We start from the raw sequence: 14,362 nt of genomic DNA, 5'->3' as shown, positions 1-14,362 counted from the left end.
GCCTACTCCTGATTACGCCACGCCGCGGCAACCGTCCGCCGCGCTACCCGCAAGGTCGCCGATCGCGCGCGCGGGTTGCGCGCGATCTCATCGTCACCGGCACGCACCGCGCGCGCCGGGGTCTCGAATGTCGGGTCGTTGGCCGCCGCCACCGCCGGGCGATGCCGCGACCCCGCCGGAGTGCTGCCGCTGCGTTCGCGGAAGAAGCGCTTGACGATGCGATCCTCCAGGCTGTGGAAGGTTACCACCGCCAGCCGCCCGCCCGGCTTCAGCACCCGCTCCGCCGCCGCCAGCCCGTCGGTCAGCTCGTCGAGCTCGCGGTTCAGGTGGATACGGATCGCCTGAAAGGTCCGGGTCGCCGGGTCCTTCTTGTCGTGCGGCTTGTGACCCAGCGCGCGACGCACGACCGCGGCCAGCTCGCCCGTCCGCGTCAGCGGCCGCGCATCGACGATCGCGCGCGCGACGCGGCGCGACCGCGGCTCCTCGCCATACAGGTACAGCACGTCGGCGATCGCGGCTTCGTCGGCGGTGTTCAGGAAGTCGGCGGCGCTCTCGCCCGCCTGGCTCATCCGCATGTCGAGCGGCCCGTCCGACTGGAACGAGAACCCCCGCTCCGCCCGGTCGAGCTGCATCGACGACACGCCGATATCCATCGTCACGCCGTCCACCGGCACGGCACCCCGCGCCGCCAGTTCGCCTTCCATCGCCGAGAACGGCGCGGCAATCAGCGTCAGCGCGCCGTCCGCTTCCTCGACCAGCGCCGCACCATCGCGAATCGCATCGGGATCGCGGTCGAACGCCAGCACGCGCGCGCCCGCCGCCAGCATCGCGCGCGTGTAGCCGCCCGCGCCGAAGGTCGCATCGACATGGGCTTCGCCGGGGGCGATGGCGAGCGCGTCGAGCACTTCGCTCAGCAGCACAGGGATGTGCGGGGCGGCAAGCGTGGTCATGCCCGCGCCTTCCGGTTGGCCATCAGATAGGCGCAGCGGCGACGCGTGACTGCGCTGACGCCGTCCTCCTGCGCCATCAGCACCTCGGGATTCCAGATGTTGAAGGTCTGCGCATCGCCCGCGAAGAAGGCCCAGCCGGGCGATTCGATCTTCGCTTCGCTGCGGAAGAATTCGTCGAGCACGAAGCGACCGCTAGGATCGAACGGGGCGCGATCGACATCGGCGAAGTCCGCGCTCCGCTTCTCGGCGATCGCGCGCACATCGGCATCGGGGCTCAGCAGATCGCGCTGAATCTGGCTGAAATTGATCTTGGACCAGGTCAGGTCATAGGCACGCAGGCAAGGCAGCAGCGGGTGGATGCCGATCACGATGGTGCGTGACGGCGAATTCTTCTCGAACACGGCGCGAAAGTCGGCGGGGATGGCGACGCGACCCTTCGCATCGACCCCCTGCAACGCGCTGCCCTCGTAGAGTTCGAAGTCGTCCACGCCACTGCCCCGTCGAGCGGACAAAGCTCCCCCGCTGTCGAAAACGGCCCCTGCCGTGATCGAATCCGTGCGCCTGCGGGAGAGTGCCCCTCTTGATCTTCGACGTACCGCAACGGGACTGGCCGATCAAGGGATCGAGCGCCTCAAACGGGGATTTTGCGCCTGAGTTCGACGATTGGCGTAATGTTTGCATTTTGTTCTGGAGTTGATCGGGATCAATCGCGCAGGCGGTGAAGCGGCGGGGCGGAATCAAAAGGGCGGCCCCGAAGGGCCGCCCCGATTGGTTCATGCTGATCGCTGCGGATCAGAACTTGAACGATGCACCCGCGCGATACTGGCGCCCGATCAGGCCGGCATAATGCCAGCTGGTCAGGAAGTTCGGCGCCGACGCATAGGCCGCCGGAGCGACCGGTGCGCGGGCATCAAGCGCGTTCTTCACGTTGAAGAAGAAGCTGAAACGGTCGCCCACCTTCTGTGTCGCGTTGAAATCGACGGTGATGAACGAGTTAATGTAGCAGAAGTTCTGATCGAACGGCGACGACGTCGAATAGATGTTGCCGCGGTCGCAATCGAGCTGGCGAACGGCCTGATCCGCCGCAACCGAGCGGAGCTTGCCGGTGTAATAGGCGGTCGCGCTGAACGCGAAGTCGTTCACCTCGATCGTGCTCTGCAGATTGCCGCGCCAGTCGGGCGTGCCGTTGCCCGACGACAGGTCGTACGGCCCAAGCGTACCGGCGTAGCGCAGCACGTCGGTCGCCGTGTGGACGTTGTAGTGGAAGACGTGCGTCACTTCCGCGCGGGTCGTGAAGCGCACATTCTCCGCCAGACGCAGGTTGACCGTCGCCGCGACGTCGATGCCCGACGTGAGTGCATAGTTGGCGTTCACATACGGCACGTTCAGGATCAGCAGGCGTGGCAAGGCGCTCGGGAACAGCGGATCGATCGAATCAACCGTGTTGACCGAGTAGCCGTTGCCGACCGCCGCCACGGCGGCCTGCGCCGCGGCCAGGTTCGCCGCGCCGTAATAGGCGGTGATCGCCGCGCCGGTCAGCGGACCCTGATAGACGAGGTTCGACTTCTTCACGTTGTAATAGTCGGCGGTGAGGCTGAGCCAGCGGGTCGGCTGGAAGATCACGCCGCCGGTGAAGCTGCGCGACTTCTCGGGCTGCAGGTCCGGGTTGCCCGCGTAACCGCGGCCCAGCGAGTAGGCGAGGTTATAGGGGTTGCCGTTCGCGCTGCACGAGGTGGTCGAGCCGGTGCCGCCATGCTGCAGGATGAAGTTGCACGGCGGCGTCGTGGTGACGAAGCCGGCGAACTGGCTGCGCGGGTTCGATTCCGCGAAGGTCGGCGCGCGGAAGCCCTGCGAATAGGTGCCACGGAACGCCAGCGCCCGGATGGGCGTGAACTTCACGCCGACCTTCGGCGAGAAGCGGCCGAAGCCTTCCGAGTAATGATCGTACCGGCCCGACACGTTGACGTCGAGGACGTCCAGCACCGGCGCACCGATCTCGAAATAAGCGGCCGAGACGGTGTGTTCGCCGAACGCCGACGAGGTGGTCAGCGCATAGGTGTCGAGTGCTGCGTTCTGGTTGTTGTTCTCCAGCTTCTCGCGGCGCACCTGACCGCCGATCGCGATCTGCAGCGGTCCGCCCGGCAGGTCGGCCAGACGCTTGGTGATCGACGCGTCGACGCCATACTGCTCCGAATAGGACGGCGTACGCTTGTCCGGAGACAGCGTGTCGCGCACCGACTGCGAATTCTGCGCCGGGTTCACGAAGTTGTACGAACCGGTGTTGATCGCCGTGCGCAGCGCCGCAATGTTGATGAGGCCGTGCTGCACGATCTCTAGGTTGTCGCGGGCATAGACGCCCTCGACACGCCACGACCAGTCGTTGCCGAACGATCCGTTCAGGCCGGCGGTGAAGCGATACACTTCGTTCGTGCGCTCGCTGCCCGCCGCGATGTCGCCGAACAGATAATAGATGCGCGCCGCGCCGTTGGCAGGCGTCGCGGCATTGGCAGCGGCGAACGGGTTATTCGGGTTCAGGCGACGATCGGCTGCGGTCGAGCAATTGATGCCCGCCGAGCAGATGTACACCGGCAGGACGATGCCCGGGTTGCTCGACGCCAGCGCCGGCGCGCCGCCATAGGGCTGGGTGTTGCGGATCGAGGACGGGATGCCGTTGATGCTGACGTAGCTGCGGCTGTAGCTGCCGGTGGCGTAGGCCTCGATATCGTCCGACACGCGGATGCTGACGCGGCCGTTGACCGAGTAGCGCTCCTGCAGCGGCTGGATCTGGCGATACAGGTCGGTCAGGTCGTACTTGCACCCCGTGCCGCGAGCGCCGCCCGACGTCACCGAGAACGTCTCGCGGGCGCAGTTGCCCAAGCCCAGCGCGGTGTAGTTCGAGTAAGGCGAACCGTTGGCCTGCAGCCCGTCGGCGAACAGCGTGGTGCCGCCCGACAGCGGGTTGTTCAGATCGTTCTGGACGACGCGGGCGACGTAGGCGGTCGGCGTGTTCTGCGTCAGCGAACCGTCGTCGGCATTGTTGTCGATGCCGCCGATCGGGGTCAGGTCGCGGGTGTTGTACGGGAAGCCGCGGCTGTGGTTGGTGACGCGACCGTCGCGCTGATACTCGCCGTTGATGTAGACGTTGAAGCCGGTGGCGGCATAGTCGCCGAAGCCGACCGTCAGGTTCGCGCGCTGATGCCCGGCATCGCCACGCTCCGCGACGCCGCCTTCGATCAGGCCGTCGATGCCCTTGTACTGCTTGCGCAGGATGATGTTGACCACGCCACCGATCGCGTCGGCGCCATAGGTCGACGATGCGCCGTCCTTCAGAACCTCGACCCGCTCGACAAGGCTGAACGGGATCGAGTTCAGATCGACATAGGCGTTGTGGCCGTCGTCGTTGATCGGGAAGTTGGTCGAGCGCAGGCCGTCGATCAGGACCAGCGTGGACGACACGCCCAGGCCGCGCAGCGAGACGGCCGAACCGCCCGCCGAGAAGCCGCTCTGGAAGCCGGTTCCGATCGAGCCGGCGCTGTCGGCCGAGATCGAACGCACGGCGTCGGAGATGTTGGTGATGCCGGCGGCGGCCAGCGATTCGGTGCTCAGCACGGTGACCGGCGACGGCGTCTCGGTATCCGTGCGGCGCAGCAGCGAACCAGTGACGACGATGTCCGCGGGTGCCTGCTCATCGGTCGCGGTGTCGCGAGTGGCGCTATCCTGCGGAACCGTGGCGCTGGTCGCCGGCTGCGCCTGTGCGAAGGCGGGTGCGGCGATGCCGGCGCTCGTCAGCAGAAGCGTGGATGCAAGCAGATATCGGCGGAAGTTTGCAGCTGTCATGTCGGTCCCCAATCGCGGCACGTGCGCGAATGGGGCGGATTACGTCGCAAAACTGAAACCTATCAATCCTCAAACCGTCACAGACATGCGTATTGGCACAGGCGTGTTGCTCGCCAGCAACACAAGCTTACAGTCCGTTAAAACTGACAATTGCGCTAAGCTTATATTGTATCTCGATTTTCCGCCGCAGTGCTTAGGACGGTCAAAATCGGCCCCGCCACCGCCGGCGAACAGATCAACAGGTCGGGCAGCCACGTATCAACGCGGTTGTAGACCAGCGGGCTGCCGTCGAGGCGCGAGACGTGCAGTCCGGCGGCGAGCGCGACCGCGGCGGGGGCGCAGTTGTCCCACACGTACTGGCCGCCGTCGTGGACGTAGATGTCGGCCTCCCCCAGTACAACCGCCATCGCCTTGGCGCCGGCCGATCCCATCGGCACCAGCTCGCCGGCGAACGCCTCGGCGAGCAGCTTGGCCTGCGCGGGTGGGCGGCTGCGACTGACGACGATGCGCGGGGGCACGCGTGCCGGCGGGGCCGCGCCGCAGCTTTCGGTCGACAGCACCAGTCCCCGCGCGGGCAGCGCGACCGCGCCGGCGGCGGGCACGCCATCGATGCTCAATCCGATGTGCACTGCCCAATCGGCGCGGCCCGCGGCATATTCGGATGTGCCGTCCAGCGGATCGACCACCCAGCACCGACTCGCGCCGCAGCGGGCGGGATCGTCCTCCGATTCCTCGGACAGGATGAATTCGCCCGGCCGCTCGGCACGCAGGCGATCGAGGATATAGGCGTTGGCGATGCGGTCACCCTCGTCGCCCAGCGCGCGTCCGGTCAGCCCGCCGTGCTGCAACTCGCGCAGGATGCGCCCCGCCCCTTCGGCGATCTCGCGTGCGAGCGCGGCATCACTCATATCGTCGGCATCCACATGCCGACGATGCGGTCGACGATCAGCTCGGCGGCGTCCTCAGGCGAGATGCGTTGCGTATCGATATGGATGTCGGGCGTCTCCGGCGGCTCATAGGGGCTGGAGATGCCGGTGAAGTTCGGGATCTCGCCGGTGCGTGCGCGGGCATAAAGCCCCTTGGGGTCGCGCGCCTCGGCCACCGTCAGCGGGGTGTCGACGAACACCTCGACGAACTCCCCCGCCGGCATCATCGCGCGCACCATGTCGCGCTCTGCCCGGAACGGCGAGATGAACGCGGTGAGCACGATCAGCCCCGCGTCGGTCATCAGCTTGGCGACCTCCCCCACGCGGCGAATGTTCTCGATCCGGTCGGCGACGCTGAACCCCAGATCGCGGTTGAGGCCATGGCGGACGTTGTCGCCGTCCAGCAGAAAGCTGTGCCGGCCGAGCGCGTGCAGCTTCTTCTCGACCAGATTGGCGATCGTCGACTTGCCCGATCCCGACAGGCCGGTAAACCACAGCAGCTTCGGCGCCTGCCCCTTCTGCGCGGCGTGCGCCTCGCGCGTGATCTCGATCGCCTGCCAGTGAATGTTCTGCGACCGGCGCAGCGCCCCCTCTATCAAGCCGGCGGCGACGGTGGCGTTGGTCAGCTTGTCGATCAGGATGAAACCGCCCAGCTCGCGGCTGTCGCGATAGGGGGCGAACGGGATCGGCCGGTCGGTGTGGATATGCGCGAGGCCGATGTCGTTCAGGCCCAGCGTTTTGACCGACAGGTGTTGCAGGCTGTTGACGTCGATCGCGTGCTCGGGCGGGCGGATCGTCGCGCTGACGGTCGTCGCCCCCGACTTCAGGATATAGGCGCGACCGGGGATCATCGCGGTTTCGTCCATCCACACGATCGTGGCGACGAACTGGTCGGCGACCTCGGCGGGGTCTTCCGCCGCGACGATCACGTCGCCGCGCGAACAGTCGATCTCGTCGCTCAGCGTCAGCGTCACCGCCTGCCCCGCAGTCGCCTGCGGTAGATCGCCGTCGAAGGTCACGATCCGCATGACGTGCGATGTGCGGCCCGACGGCAGCACGCGCACCCGGTCGCCCGCACTCACCTGTCCGCCCGCCACCGTGCCCGCGAAGCCGCGAAAGTCGAGGCTCGGGCGGTTGACCCACTGCACCGGCATCGCGAACGGCTGCGCCGCCGCCCGGTCGCGTTCGACCGGCACCGTTTCCAGATGCTCGAGCAGCGTCGGCCCGTCATACCAGGGGGTGTGCCCGGACGTGCTGGCGATATTGTCGCCGCCCAGCCCAGAGATCGGGATTGCGAGCGGCAGCACCATGTCGATCGACTGGGCGAACAGCCCGAAATCCTCGACGATCCGGTCGTAGACCGCGCGGTCCCAGCCGATCAGGTCCATCTTGTTCACCGCCAGCACGACGTTGCGGATGCCGAGCAGGTTGACGAGGAAGCCATGCCGCCGCGTCTGCGTGAGCACGCCCTTGCGCGCGTCGATCAGAATGACGGCGAGGTCCGCGGTCGATGCGCCGGTGACCATGTTGCGCGTATATTGTTCGTGACCGGGTGTGTCGGCGACGATGAACTTGCGCCGGTCGGTCGCGAAGAAGCGGTAGGCGACATCGATCGTGATGCCCTGCTCCCGCTCGGCGGCGAGGCCGTCGACCAGCAGCGCGAAATCGATGTTCTGCCCCTGCGTGCCCAGCCGCCTCGAATCCGCCTCGAGCGCCGACAGCTGGTCGTCGAAGATCGCGCGGCTGTCGTAGAGCAGCCGCCCGATCAGCGTCGACTTGCCGTCGTCGACCGACCCGCAGGTGAGAAAGCGCAGCAGCGACTTCGACTGGTGCCGCGCGAGATAGGCGTCGATGTCGGTCGCGATCAGCGCGTCGGGGGCGTAGGCGGGGCTCGTCATCAGAAATACCCCTCCGCCTTCTTCTTCTCCATGCTCGCCGACTGGTCGTGGTCGATCGCCCGGCCCTGCCGCTCCGATGTGGTGGTCAGCAGCATCTCCTGGATCACCTGCGGCAGCGTCGTGGCCGCGCTCTCGACCGCGCCGGTCAGCGGATAGCAGCCGAGCGTGCGGAAGCGGATCGAGCGATCGACGGGTACTTCGCCCGGCCGCAGGCGGAAGCGGTCGTCGTCGACCATCAGCAGCATGCCGTCACGCTCGACGGTCGGGCGCGGCGCGGCGAAATACAGCGGCACGATCTCGATCCCCTCGCGCAGGATGTACTGCCAGATGTCGAGTTCGGTCCAGTTGCTGATCGGGAAGGCGCGGATGCTTTCTCCCTTGGCCTTGCGTGCATTGTAGAGATGCCACAGCTCGGGCCGCTGCGCCTTGGGGTCCCAGCGGTGCGTGGCGGAGCGGAAGCTGAAGACACGTTCCTTGGCGCGGCTCTTCTCTTCGTCGCGCCGCGCGCCACCGAACGCCGCGTCGAAACCGTGCAGGTCAAGCGCCTGCTTCAGCCCTTCCGTCTTCCAAAGATCGGTGTGCAGGCCGCCGTGATCGAACGGATTGATGCCGCGCGCTTCCGCATCCGGATTGCGATAGACCAGTAGCTCCATGCCCGCCGCCGCCGCCGCGCGGTCGCGCAATTCGTACATCGCGCGGAATTTCCACGTCGTGTCGACATGCAGCAACGGAAACGGCGGCGGCGCGGGATAGAAGGCCTTGCGCGCCAGATGCAGCATCACCGCCGAATCCTTGCCGACCGAATACAGCATCACCGGGCGCTCGGCCTCCGTCACCACCTCGCGCAGGATGTGGATCGATTCGGCTTCCAGTCGGTCGAGGTGCGTAAGGTCGTGCATCGCCGCGCTATCTAAGGCGGATCGTCGCTCGCGCTGCAAACAAATGCTTGGGGAGCCGCTACCCGCGGTGGGGCGTATCGTCTGCGTGCGGCAGAACGGCCATGCATGATCCCCGTCGGGCACAGGTCTGTCACAGTCCTAGGCCATTGATCTTTATCGTAACTTGTCGACGTCAAGTTAGATGATGGTCTATAGCGGCGTCGGCGGGCGCGGTGCCGGATCGCATGCTTCGGCGTCGATGCCGCGACGATCGGTCATGGATCGCAACTCCGGATGCGGGTTATCGCTGGGTGATGTCGCCGGCCCGGACCGACGGCGACGACGAAGAGCCGGAATCTACATGATCCTTATCGACGACCGAGCGGCGGCATGAAGGCGGCTTTCGAACGCGCCCGTAATGCGATGGACTTTCTCGAACACCACCGGCTCGATCCGTCCCCGGCGAACTACGCGCTGGCGTTACGCTATCTGGCTGCGCCCGGCGCGCCGCTGGCACTGCGGATCGCCGAGCTGGTGGACGGCGGCCTGCGTCTGACGGCGGAACAGGCCGGCGAGCTGAACGCGCAGTTTCTGGGCATCACCGATCCCACCCACATCCCAGGCGTGCCCGCCGCAACCGCTGCCGCTGCCGTTGCCGCTACCCTGCCCGCCTCCCACGCGGCGGAGGTCGTGTCCCGCCAGAGCGCCGAACTCGGCGAGCTGACGACGGGGGCGCTCACGCTGACGAGCGAGCTCGGACGCGACGTCGGCGCCTTCGTCGCGGACCGCGAGGCCTGGCCCGTCTCCGCCGACAGTTTCGCGACGCGGCTGAGCGATGCCGAGCGCGAACTGGCCGAGATGCGCAGGGAAATCGCGGCGCTGCGCGGACGCATCACGTCCGGCGACGACACCCGCACGCCGGGCGATGCGTTCGCGCTGGACGACGGCGCCGCGATATCGGCCGCCATGCCGACACGGGGACCCGCCAAGTCGCTGGATCCCAATACCGATCCATTGACCGATGCGCTCAATCAGCGCGGTGCTCGCGCGATTCTGGCACAACTCGCGCACTATGACCGCGGCTTTGCGCTGGTGCTGGTGCGGCTCGACGACCTCGCCGGCCTGAACGAACGCTATGGCCGGGCCGTCGGCGACAATGTGCTGAACGCGTGTGCTACGACGCTGCGCGACGCCTTCGAGGATCAGGAGCTGATCCGCTGGAGCGGCAACGAATTCGTGGTCGTGCTGATGGACATCGCGCTGTCGATCGTCCGGGACGGCGTGCGCGACGCGCTGGACGCGCTGGCGACCCGCCGGCTGCGCCTGCGCGGCAGCGGCGAGCCGATCGGTGTCGTCACCGCCTCCGCCGCCATCATGATAGGCCGTCAGGAAGAGGGGCTGGCGATGATCGAACGCGCGCGCAAGAAGCTGGAAGACAGCATCGAGCGCGGTGTCAGCCGGATCGAGGTGTGATCCCGCGGCGCTGCTATTCGACGGTCACCGACTTGGCGAGATTGCGCGGCTGATCCACGTCCGTCCCCTTGGCGACCGCGACGTGATAGGCGAGCAACTGGACCGGCACGGCGTAGACCAACGGCGCGATCAGCGGGTGGACCTCGGGCATCTCGATCGTCGCGATGGTGTTCTCGCCCGCCTGCGCGATGCCGGCGGCGTCGCTGATGAGCACGACCTGCGCACCACGCGCCTGCGCCTCCTGCATGTTGCTCACCGTCTTGTCGAACAGCGGGCCTGACGGCGCCAGTACGATCAGCGGCACGGAGTCGTCGATCAGCGCGATCGGCCCGTGCTTCATCTCGCCCGACGCATAGCCCTCGGCATGGATGTAGCTGATTTCCTTGAGCTTTAGCGCGCCCTCCAGCGCCAGCGGATAATCCGGCCCGCGGCCCAGATACAGCACGTCGCGCGCGCCGGCGATCGTGCCGGCCATCGCCTTGATCTCGTCGTCGTGGCTCAGCGCGGCGTTTATCGCGGCTGGGCTCTCGGTCAGGTGCTGAACGATCTCCGCCTCTTCATCCGAGGTCAACTTGCCCTTCGCACGGGCGAGATTGACGCTCAGCGCGGCCATCACCGCCAGCTGGCAGGTGAAGGCCTTGGTCGAAGCGACGCCGATCTCCGGCCCGGCATGGGTCGACAGCAACAGGTCGACCTCGCGCGCCATGCTACTGGTGGGCACGTTGATGATGCCGGCGGTTGTGACTCCCGCACCCTTCATGTGACGCAGCGCAGCCAGCGTATCGGCCGTTTCGCCGGACTGGCTGACGACGACACCCAGCGTATTGGGCAACAGCACGGGATCGCGATAGCGATATTCGGAGGCGACATCGACCTCGACCGGCAGGCGTGCGAAGCGCTCGATCCAGTATTTGCCGATCATCCCGACATAGCTGGCCGTGCCGCAGGCGATGATGACGACGCGTTCAATGCTGCCCAGATCGAAGTCCATCTGCGGCATCGCCACCATCTGTTCGACCGGGCGGATGTACGATTGCAGCGTTTGCGCGACGACGACCGGCTGTTCGTAGATTTCCTTGAGCATAAAATGGGCGTGGTTGCCCTTTTCGATCGCAGCCGGCGACACGCCCGACGCGACGATCGCGCGCTCGACGGGGGCATTGTCGCGATCGAAGATCTCGATGCTCTCACGCGTCAGCACCGCCCAGTCGCCCTCGTCCAGATAGGCGATACGCTGCGTCAGGCCGGCGAGCGCATGTGCGTCCGACCCCAGATAGTTTTCGCCGTCGCCGTAGCCGACCGTCAGCGGCGCACCCAGGCGCGCAGCGATCAGCAGGTCCGGGTGCCCCGCGAACATCGCCGCCAGCGCGAACGCGCCATGCAGGCGCGGCAGCACCGCGGCGACAGCATCCTTGGGCGATGCACCGCGCTCGACCTCGCGCGCGACCAGATGCGCGACCACTTCGGTATCGGTCTGCGACAGGAAGGTGCGCCCCTCCGCGATCAGTTCGTCGCGCAGCGGTTTGAAGTTCTCGATGATGCCGTTGTGGACGATCGTCACGTCGCCGACGATGTGCGGATGCGCGTTGTCCTCGGTCGGCGCGCCGTGCGTCGCCCAGCGGGTGTGGGCGATGCCGATCGTGCCGGGCAGCGGGCTTTCGGCCAGCCGCGCGGCGAGATTGAGCAGCTTGCCCTCGGCGCGGCGGCGCTCGATGCGGCCGTCGACCAAGGTCGCGATGCCGGCCGAATCATAGCCGCGATATTCCAGCCGCTTCAGCCCCTCGAACAGGCGCTCGGCAACGGGCGACGTGCCCAGAATTCCGACGATGCCGCACATGTCTGCTAGTCTCCGTGCCCGTCAGTGCGGGAAATTGGTGTCGACGAAGGTCCGGACGAATTCGCCCGAATCGGGATCATGGCCGTTCGCCTCGACGAAACGGACCCGCCCCTTGTCCCAGACCTCGCGAACGGCGCCGGCCATGCCCGCGGGAAAGTTCATGCGGGTCACGACCATGTCGCGCCAGCCGCCGCGTTCGCCGAACAGTGTCGCGAACTCGCCCTCTCGCGCGGTCAGCGCGGCGGCGCGGTCGGCCGGCAGCGCTCCGATCGCGTCGAGCATCCAGGCATCGACCAGTTCCAGGAACGGCTTCGCCGCGTAGCGCTCGCTCATCGTGCCGCCTTCTTGATGCGCATCTGTTCGCGGAACCGCCGCGCCCAGCCGGTCAGCGACCGCTGCGGCTCACGCGCCACGGCCAGCGCGTCGGGATCGACATCGCGCGTTACCACCGATCCGGCACCGATGATCGCCCCCGCCCCGATAGCAATCGGCGCGACCAGCGCACTGTTCGATCCGACGAACGCGCCCTCACCGATGATCGTGCGGTATTTGAAGAAGCCGTCGTAGTTGCAGGTGATCGTACCCGCGCCGATATTCGCGCCCGCGCCGATGTCGGCGTCGCCCAGATAAGTCAGGTGGTTGGCCTTGGCCCCCACGCCCAGCGTCGCGTTCTTGATCTCGACGAAGTTGCCGACCTTCGCCCGCTCGCCCAGCACCGCGCCCGGACGCAGCCGCGCATAGGGACCGACGTGCGCGCCCGTGCCGATGGTCGCACCCTCGATGTGGCTGAAGGCGTGGATGGTGACGCCATCGCCGATCGTCACGCCGGGGCCGAAAACGACATTGGGCTCGATCGTTACGTCGCGACCGACCACCGTGTCGTGCGCGAACCAGACCGTCTCGGGCGCGATCAGCGTCGCGCCGTCCGCCATCGCCTGCGCGCGGCGCACCGCCTGCCAGCGCGCATCGACCGCGGCCAGTTCGGCGCGGCTGTTGATGCCGGCCACTTCGTCGGCCGCCGTCTCGATCACTGCGGAGGTGCGGCCGTCGGCGGCCGCCAGCATCACGATATCCGGCAGATAATATTCGCCCGCCGCATTGGCGTTGCCGACGCGTGCCAGCAGGCCGAACAGATCCTCGCCGCGCACCGCCATCAGCCCGGAATTGCACAGATCGACCGCGCGCGTTTCCTCGTCGGCGTCCTTGAACTCGACCATCTTGGTGATGCCGCCGTCCTCGGTCGCGACGATGCGGCCATAGGCGCCGGGATCGGCGGGGCGGAAGCCCAGCACGACGCTGGCCGGCGCATCCGCGGCATGCAGCCGCTCCAGCATCGCGCGCATCGTCTCGCTGCGCACCAGCGGTACGTCGCCGTACAGGATCAGCACGTCGCCCGCGAAGGAGCCGAGCGCGCTTTCCGCCTGCGCGACCGCGTGGCCCGTGCCAAGCTGCTCCGCCTGATGCACGATCTCCGCCCCCAGCGGCGTCACCGCCGCCTCGATCTGCTCGCGCCGCGCCCCGACGACGACCATCGTCCGCGCCGGCTCCAGAGCGGCGGTCGCGTCGAGCAGATGCAGCAGCATCGGCCGTCCGGCGACCGGATGCAGCACCTTGTGCGTGTCGGATTTCATGCGCGTGCCCTGACCAGCGGCCAGGACGATCGCAGCGAGCGGTCTTTGTATCGTCACGCCCAAGCCCTGCCACGGGCAGGTTTACATTTCCAGTAGCGCGGTTACCCCGGCGCCCATGCTAAAGCTCATCATCGGCAACAAGGCCTATTCCTCCTGGTCGCTGCGCGGCTGGCTTGCGTGCAAGCAGTCGGGCATTCCCTTCGAGGAAATGGTCGTCCCCCTGTACGACCAGGACTGGGAACAGCGGCGCGAGGGCGACGAATTCGCGCCGTCGTCGGGCAAGGTGCCGATCCTGTGGGACGGCGACTGCGTCGTCTGGGACAGCCTCGCCATCATCGAGCATCTTAACGAGGCGAGCGGCGGCGACCGGTTCTGGCCGAAGGACGTGGCCGCCCGCGCGATGGCTCGGTCGATGGCGGCGGAGATGCATTCGGGCTTCGCGGCGCTGCGGCGCAAGCACAGCATGAACATCCGCCACGTGTACGAACCGACGCGCCCCGACGACGACGTGGTCGCGGACCTGAGCCGCATCATGGAGCTTTGGGCAAAGGCCCGCGCGCGCTGGGGCGGCGACGGGCAATTCCTGTTCGGTAAATTCGGCGCGGCGGACATCATGTTCGCGCCGGTGGTGACACGGATCGTCACCTATTCGCTCCCCGTCGCCCGCTTCGCGCCCGCCTATATGAACGCGGTGCTGCAACATCCCTTCATGCAGGACTGGATCGCCGCGGCGAACGAAGAAGACTGGGTGATCGAGAAGTTCGAGCAGCCGGTGGCGGAGAAGTAGCGGTTCGGAGAAGGCACTAAGACGCGAAGGAAATTCGCGCAGAGGCGCGGGGGACGCGGAGAAAGTCTTACGCGCGTCAGCGCTCCGATATTGTCCCCGACTTCGATCAGCTGCCGTAGCCGCGAGCAACACCTCTCTTCGCCTC

The 14,362-nt window shown here is 67.0% G+C and carries 11 protein-coding genes; 2 read left to right on the top strand and 9 right to left on the bottom strand.

Features of this window, described 5'->3' with window-relative positions:
* Positions 1 to 2: 2 nt before the first annotated feature.
* The 6 genes from rsmH to cysD all read right to left on the bottom strand — a co-directional run bounded on the left by rsmH (position 3) and on the right by cysD (position 8,549).
* Positions 3 to 950, bottom strand: a complete 948-nt coding sequence (gene rsmH, locus ACX40P_RS04785; protein ID WP_459125128.1) for a 16S rRNA (cytosine(1402)-N(4))-methyltransferase RsmH — start codon at positions 948 to 950, stop codon at positions 3 to 5.
* The gene (locus ACX40P_RS04780; RefSeq protein WP_459125127.1) at positions 947 to 1,438 is read right to left on the bottom strand and encodes a division/cell wall cluster transcriptional repressor MraZ; all 492 of its coding nucleotides are present in this window, start codon (positions 1,436 to 1,438) and stop codon (positions 947 to 949) included. The genes rsmH and ACX40P_RS04780 overlap by 4 nt, the downstream gene beginning before the upstream one ends.
* Before the next feature lie 304 nt (positions 1,439 to 1,742).
* Positions 1,743 to 4,787, bottom strand: coding sequence for a TonB-dependent receptor domain-containing protein (locus ACX40P_RS04775; RefSeq protein WP_459125126.1), 3,045 nt, complete (start codon positions 4,785 to 4,787; stop codon positions 1,743 to 1,745).
* A gap of 161 nt (positions 4,788 to 4,948) precedes the next feature.
* A complete protein-coding gene (locus ACX40P_RS04770) occupies positions 4,949 to 5,695 on the bottom strand; it encodes a 3'(2'),5'-bisphosphate nucleotidase CysQ (RefSeq protein WP_459125125.1) in 747 nt (248 codons plus the stop codon).
* Positions 5,692 to 7,611 (bottom strand): sulfate adenylyltransferase subunit CysN, encoded by a 1,920-nt coding sequence (gene cysN, locus ACX40P_RS04765; RefSeq protein WP_459125124.1) that lies wholly within the window; start codon positions 7,609 to 7,611, stop codon positions 5,692 to 5,694. Before cysN ends, ACX40P_RS04770 begins: the two co-directional genes overlap by 4 nt.
* Positions 7,611 to 8,549 carry a sulfate adenylyltransferase subunit CysD gene (cysD, locus tag ACX40P_RS04760; RefSeq protein ID WP_459125123.1) on the bottom strand — a complete coding sequence of 313 codons (939 nt, stop codon included), beginning with the start codon at positions 8,547 to 8,549 and terminating at the stop codon, positions 7,611 to 7,613. Before cysD ends, cysN begins: the two co-directional genes overlap by 1 nt.
* Before the next feature lie 330 nt (positions 8,550 to 8,879).
* Here cysD and ACX40P_RS04755 point away from each other — a divergent pair, with 330 nt between their 5' ends.
* A complete protein-coding gene (locus ACX40P_RS04755; protein ID WP_459125122.1) occupies positions 8,880 to 9,962 on the top strand; it encodes a GGDEF domain-containing protein in 1,083 nt (360 codons plus the stop codon).
* Positions 9,963 to 9,975: 13 nt separating this feature from the next.
* On the opposite strand, the gene glmS is transcribed toward ACX40P_RS04755, so the two are convergent.
* The 3 genes from glmS to glmU are packed head-to-tail and all read right to left on the bottom strand — an operon-like array spanning position 9,976 to position 13,481.
* Positions 9,976 to 11,799 (bottom strand): glutamine--fructose-6-phosphate transaminase (isomerizing), encoded by a 1,824-nt coding sequence (glmS, locus tag ACX40P_RS04750; protein WP_459125121.1) that lies wholly within the window; start codon positions 11,797 to 11,799, stop codon positions 9,976 to 9,978.
* A gap of 21 nt (positions 11,800 to 11,820) precedes the next feature.
* A complete protein-coding gene (locus ACX40P_RS04745) occupies positions 11,821 to 12,132 on the bottom strand; it encodes a hypothetical protein (protein WP_459125120.1) in 312 nt (103 codons plus the stop codon).
* Complete coding sequence (glmU, locus tag ACX40P_RS04740) at positions 12,129 to 13,481, bottom strand: bifunctional UDP-N-acetylglucosamine diphosphorylase/glucosamine-1-phosphate N-acetyltransferase GlmU (protein WP_459125244.1); 1,353 nt, start codon at positions 13,479 to 13,481, stop codon at positions 12,129 to 12,131. Before glmU ends, ACX40P_RS04745 begins: the two co-directional genes overlap by 4 nt.
* Before the next feature lie 64 nt (positions 13,482 to 13,545).
* On the opposite strand from glmU, the gene ACX40P_RS04735 reads away from it, so the two are divergent.
* A complete protein-coding gene (locus ACX40P_RS04735; RefSeq protein WP_459125119.1) occupies positions 13,546 to 14,217 on the top strand; it encodes a glutathione S-transferase family protein in 672 nt (223 codons plus the stop codon).
* The last annotated feature ends 145 nt before the right edge of the window (positions 14,218 to 14,362 follow it).

It is taken from the genome of Sphingomonas sp. RS2018, assembly GCF_054489605.1.
The sequence above is the reverse complement of the archived record's forward strand: the minus strand, read 5'-3'. Positions and strand labels throughout refer to the sequence as shown.

Bases quoted from the DNA above. Each gene is read 5' to 3' on its own strand.
- ACX40P_RS04755 (WP_459125122.1), top strand. From the start codon at position 8,880: ATGAAGGCGGCTTTCGAACGCGCCCGTAATGCGATGGACTTTCTCGAA.
- ACX40P_RS04775 (WP_459125126.1), bottom strand. From the start codon at position 4,787: ATGACAGCTGCAAACTTCCGCCGATATCTGCTTGCATCCACGCTTCTG.
- rsmH (WP_459125128.1), bottom strand. From the start codon at position 950: ATGACCACGCTTGCCGCCCCGCACATCCCTGTGCTGCTGAGCGAAGTG.
- cysN (WP_459125124.1), bottom strand. From the start codon at position 7,611: ATGACGAGCCCCGCCTACGCCCCCGACGCGCTGATCGCGACCGACATC.
- ACX40P_RS04745 (WP_459125120.1), bottom strand. From the start codon at position 12,132: ATGAGCGAGCGCTACGCGGCGAAGCCGTTCCTGGAACTGGTCGATGCC.
- glmS (WP_459125121.1), bottom strand. From the start codon at position 11,799: ATGTGCGGCATCGTCGGAATTCTGGGCACGTCGCCCGTTGCCGAGCGC.
- ACX40P_RS04770 (WP_459125125.1), bottom strand. From the start codon at position 5,695: ATGAGTGATGCCGCGCTCGCACGCGAGATCGCCGAAGGGGCGGGGCGC.
- ACX40P_RS04735 (WP_459125119.1), top strand. From the start codon at position 13,546: ATGCTAAAGCTCATCATCGGCAACAAGGCCTATTCCTCCTGGTCGCTG.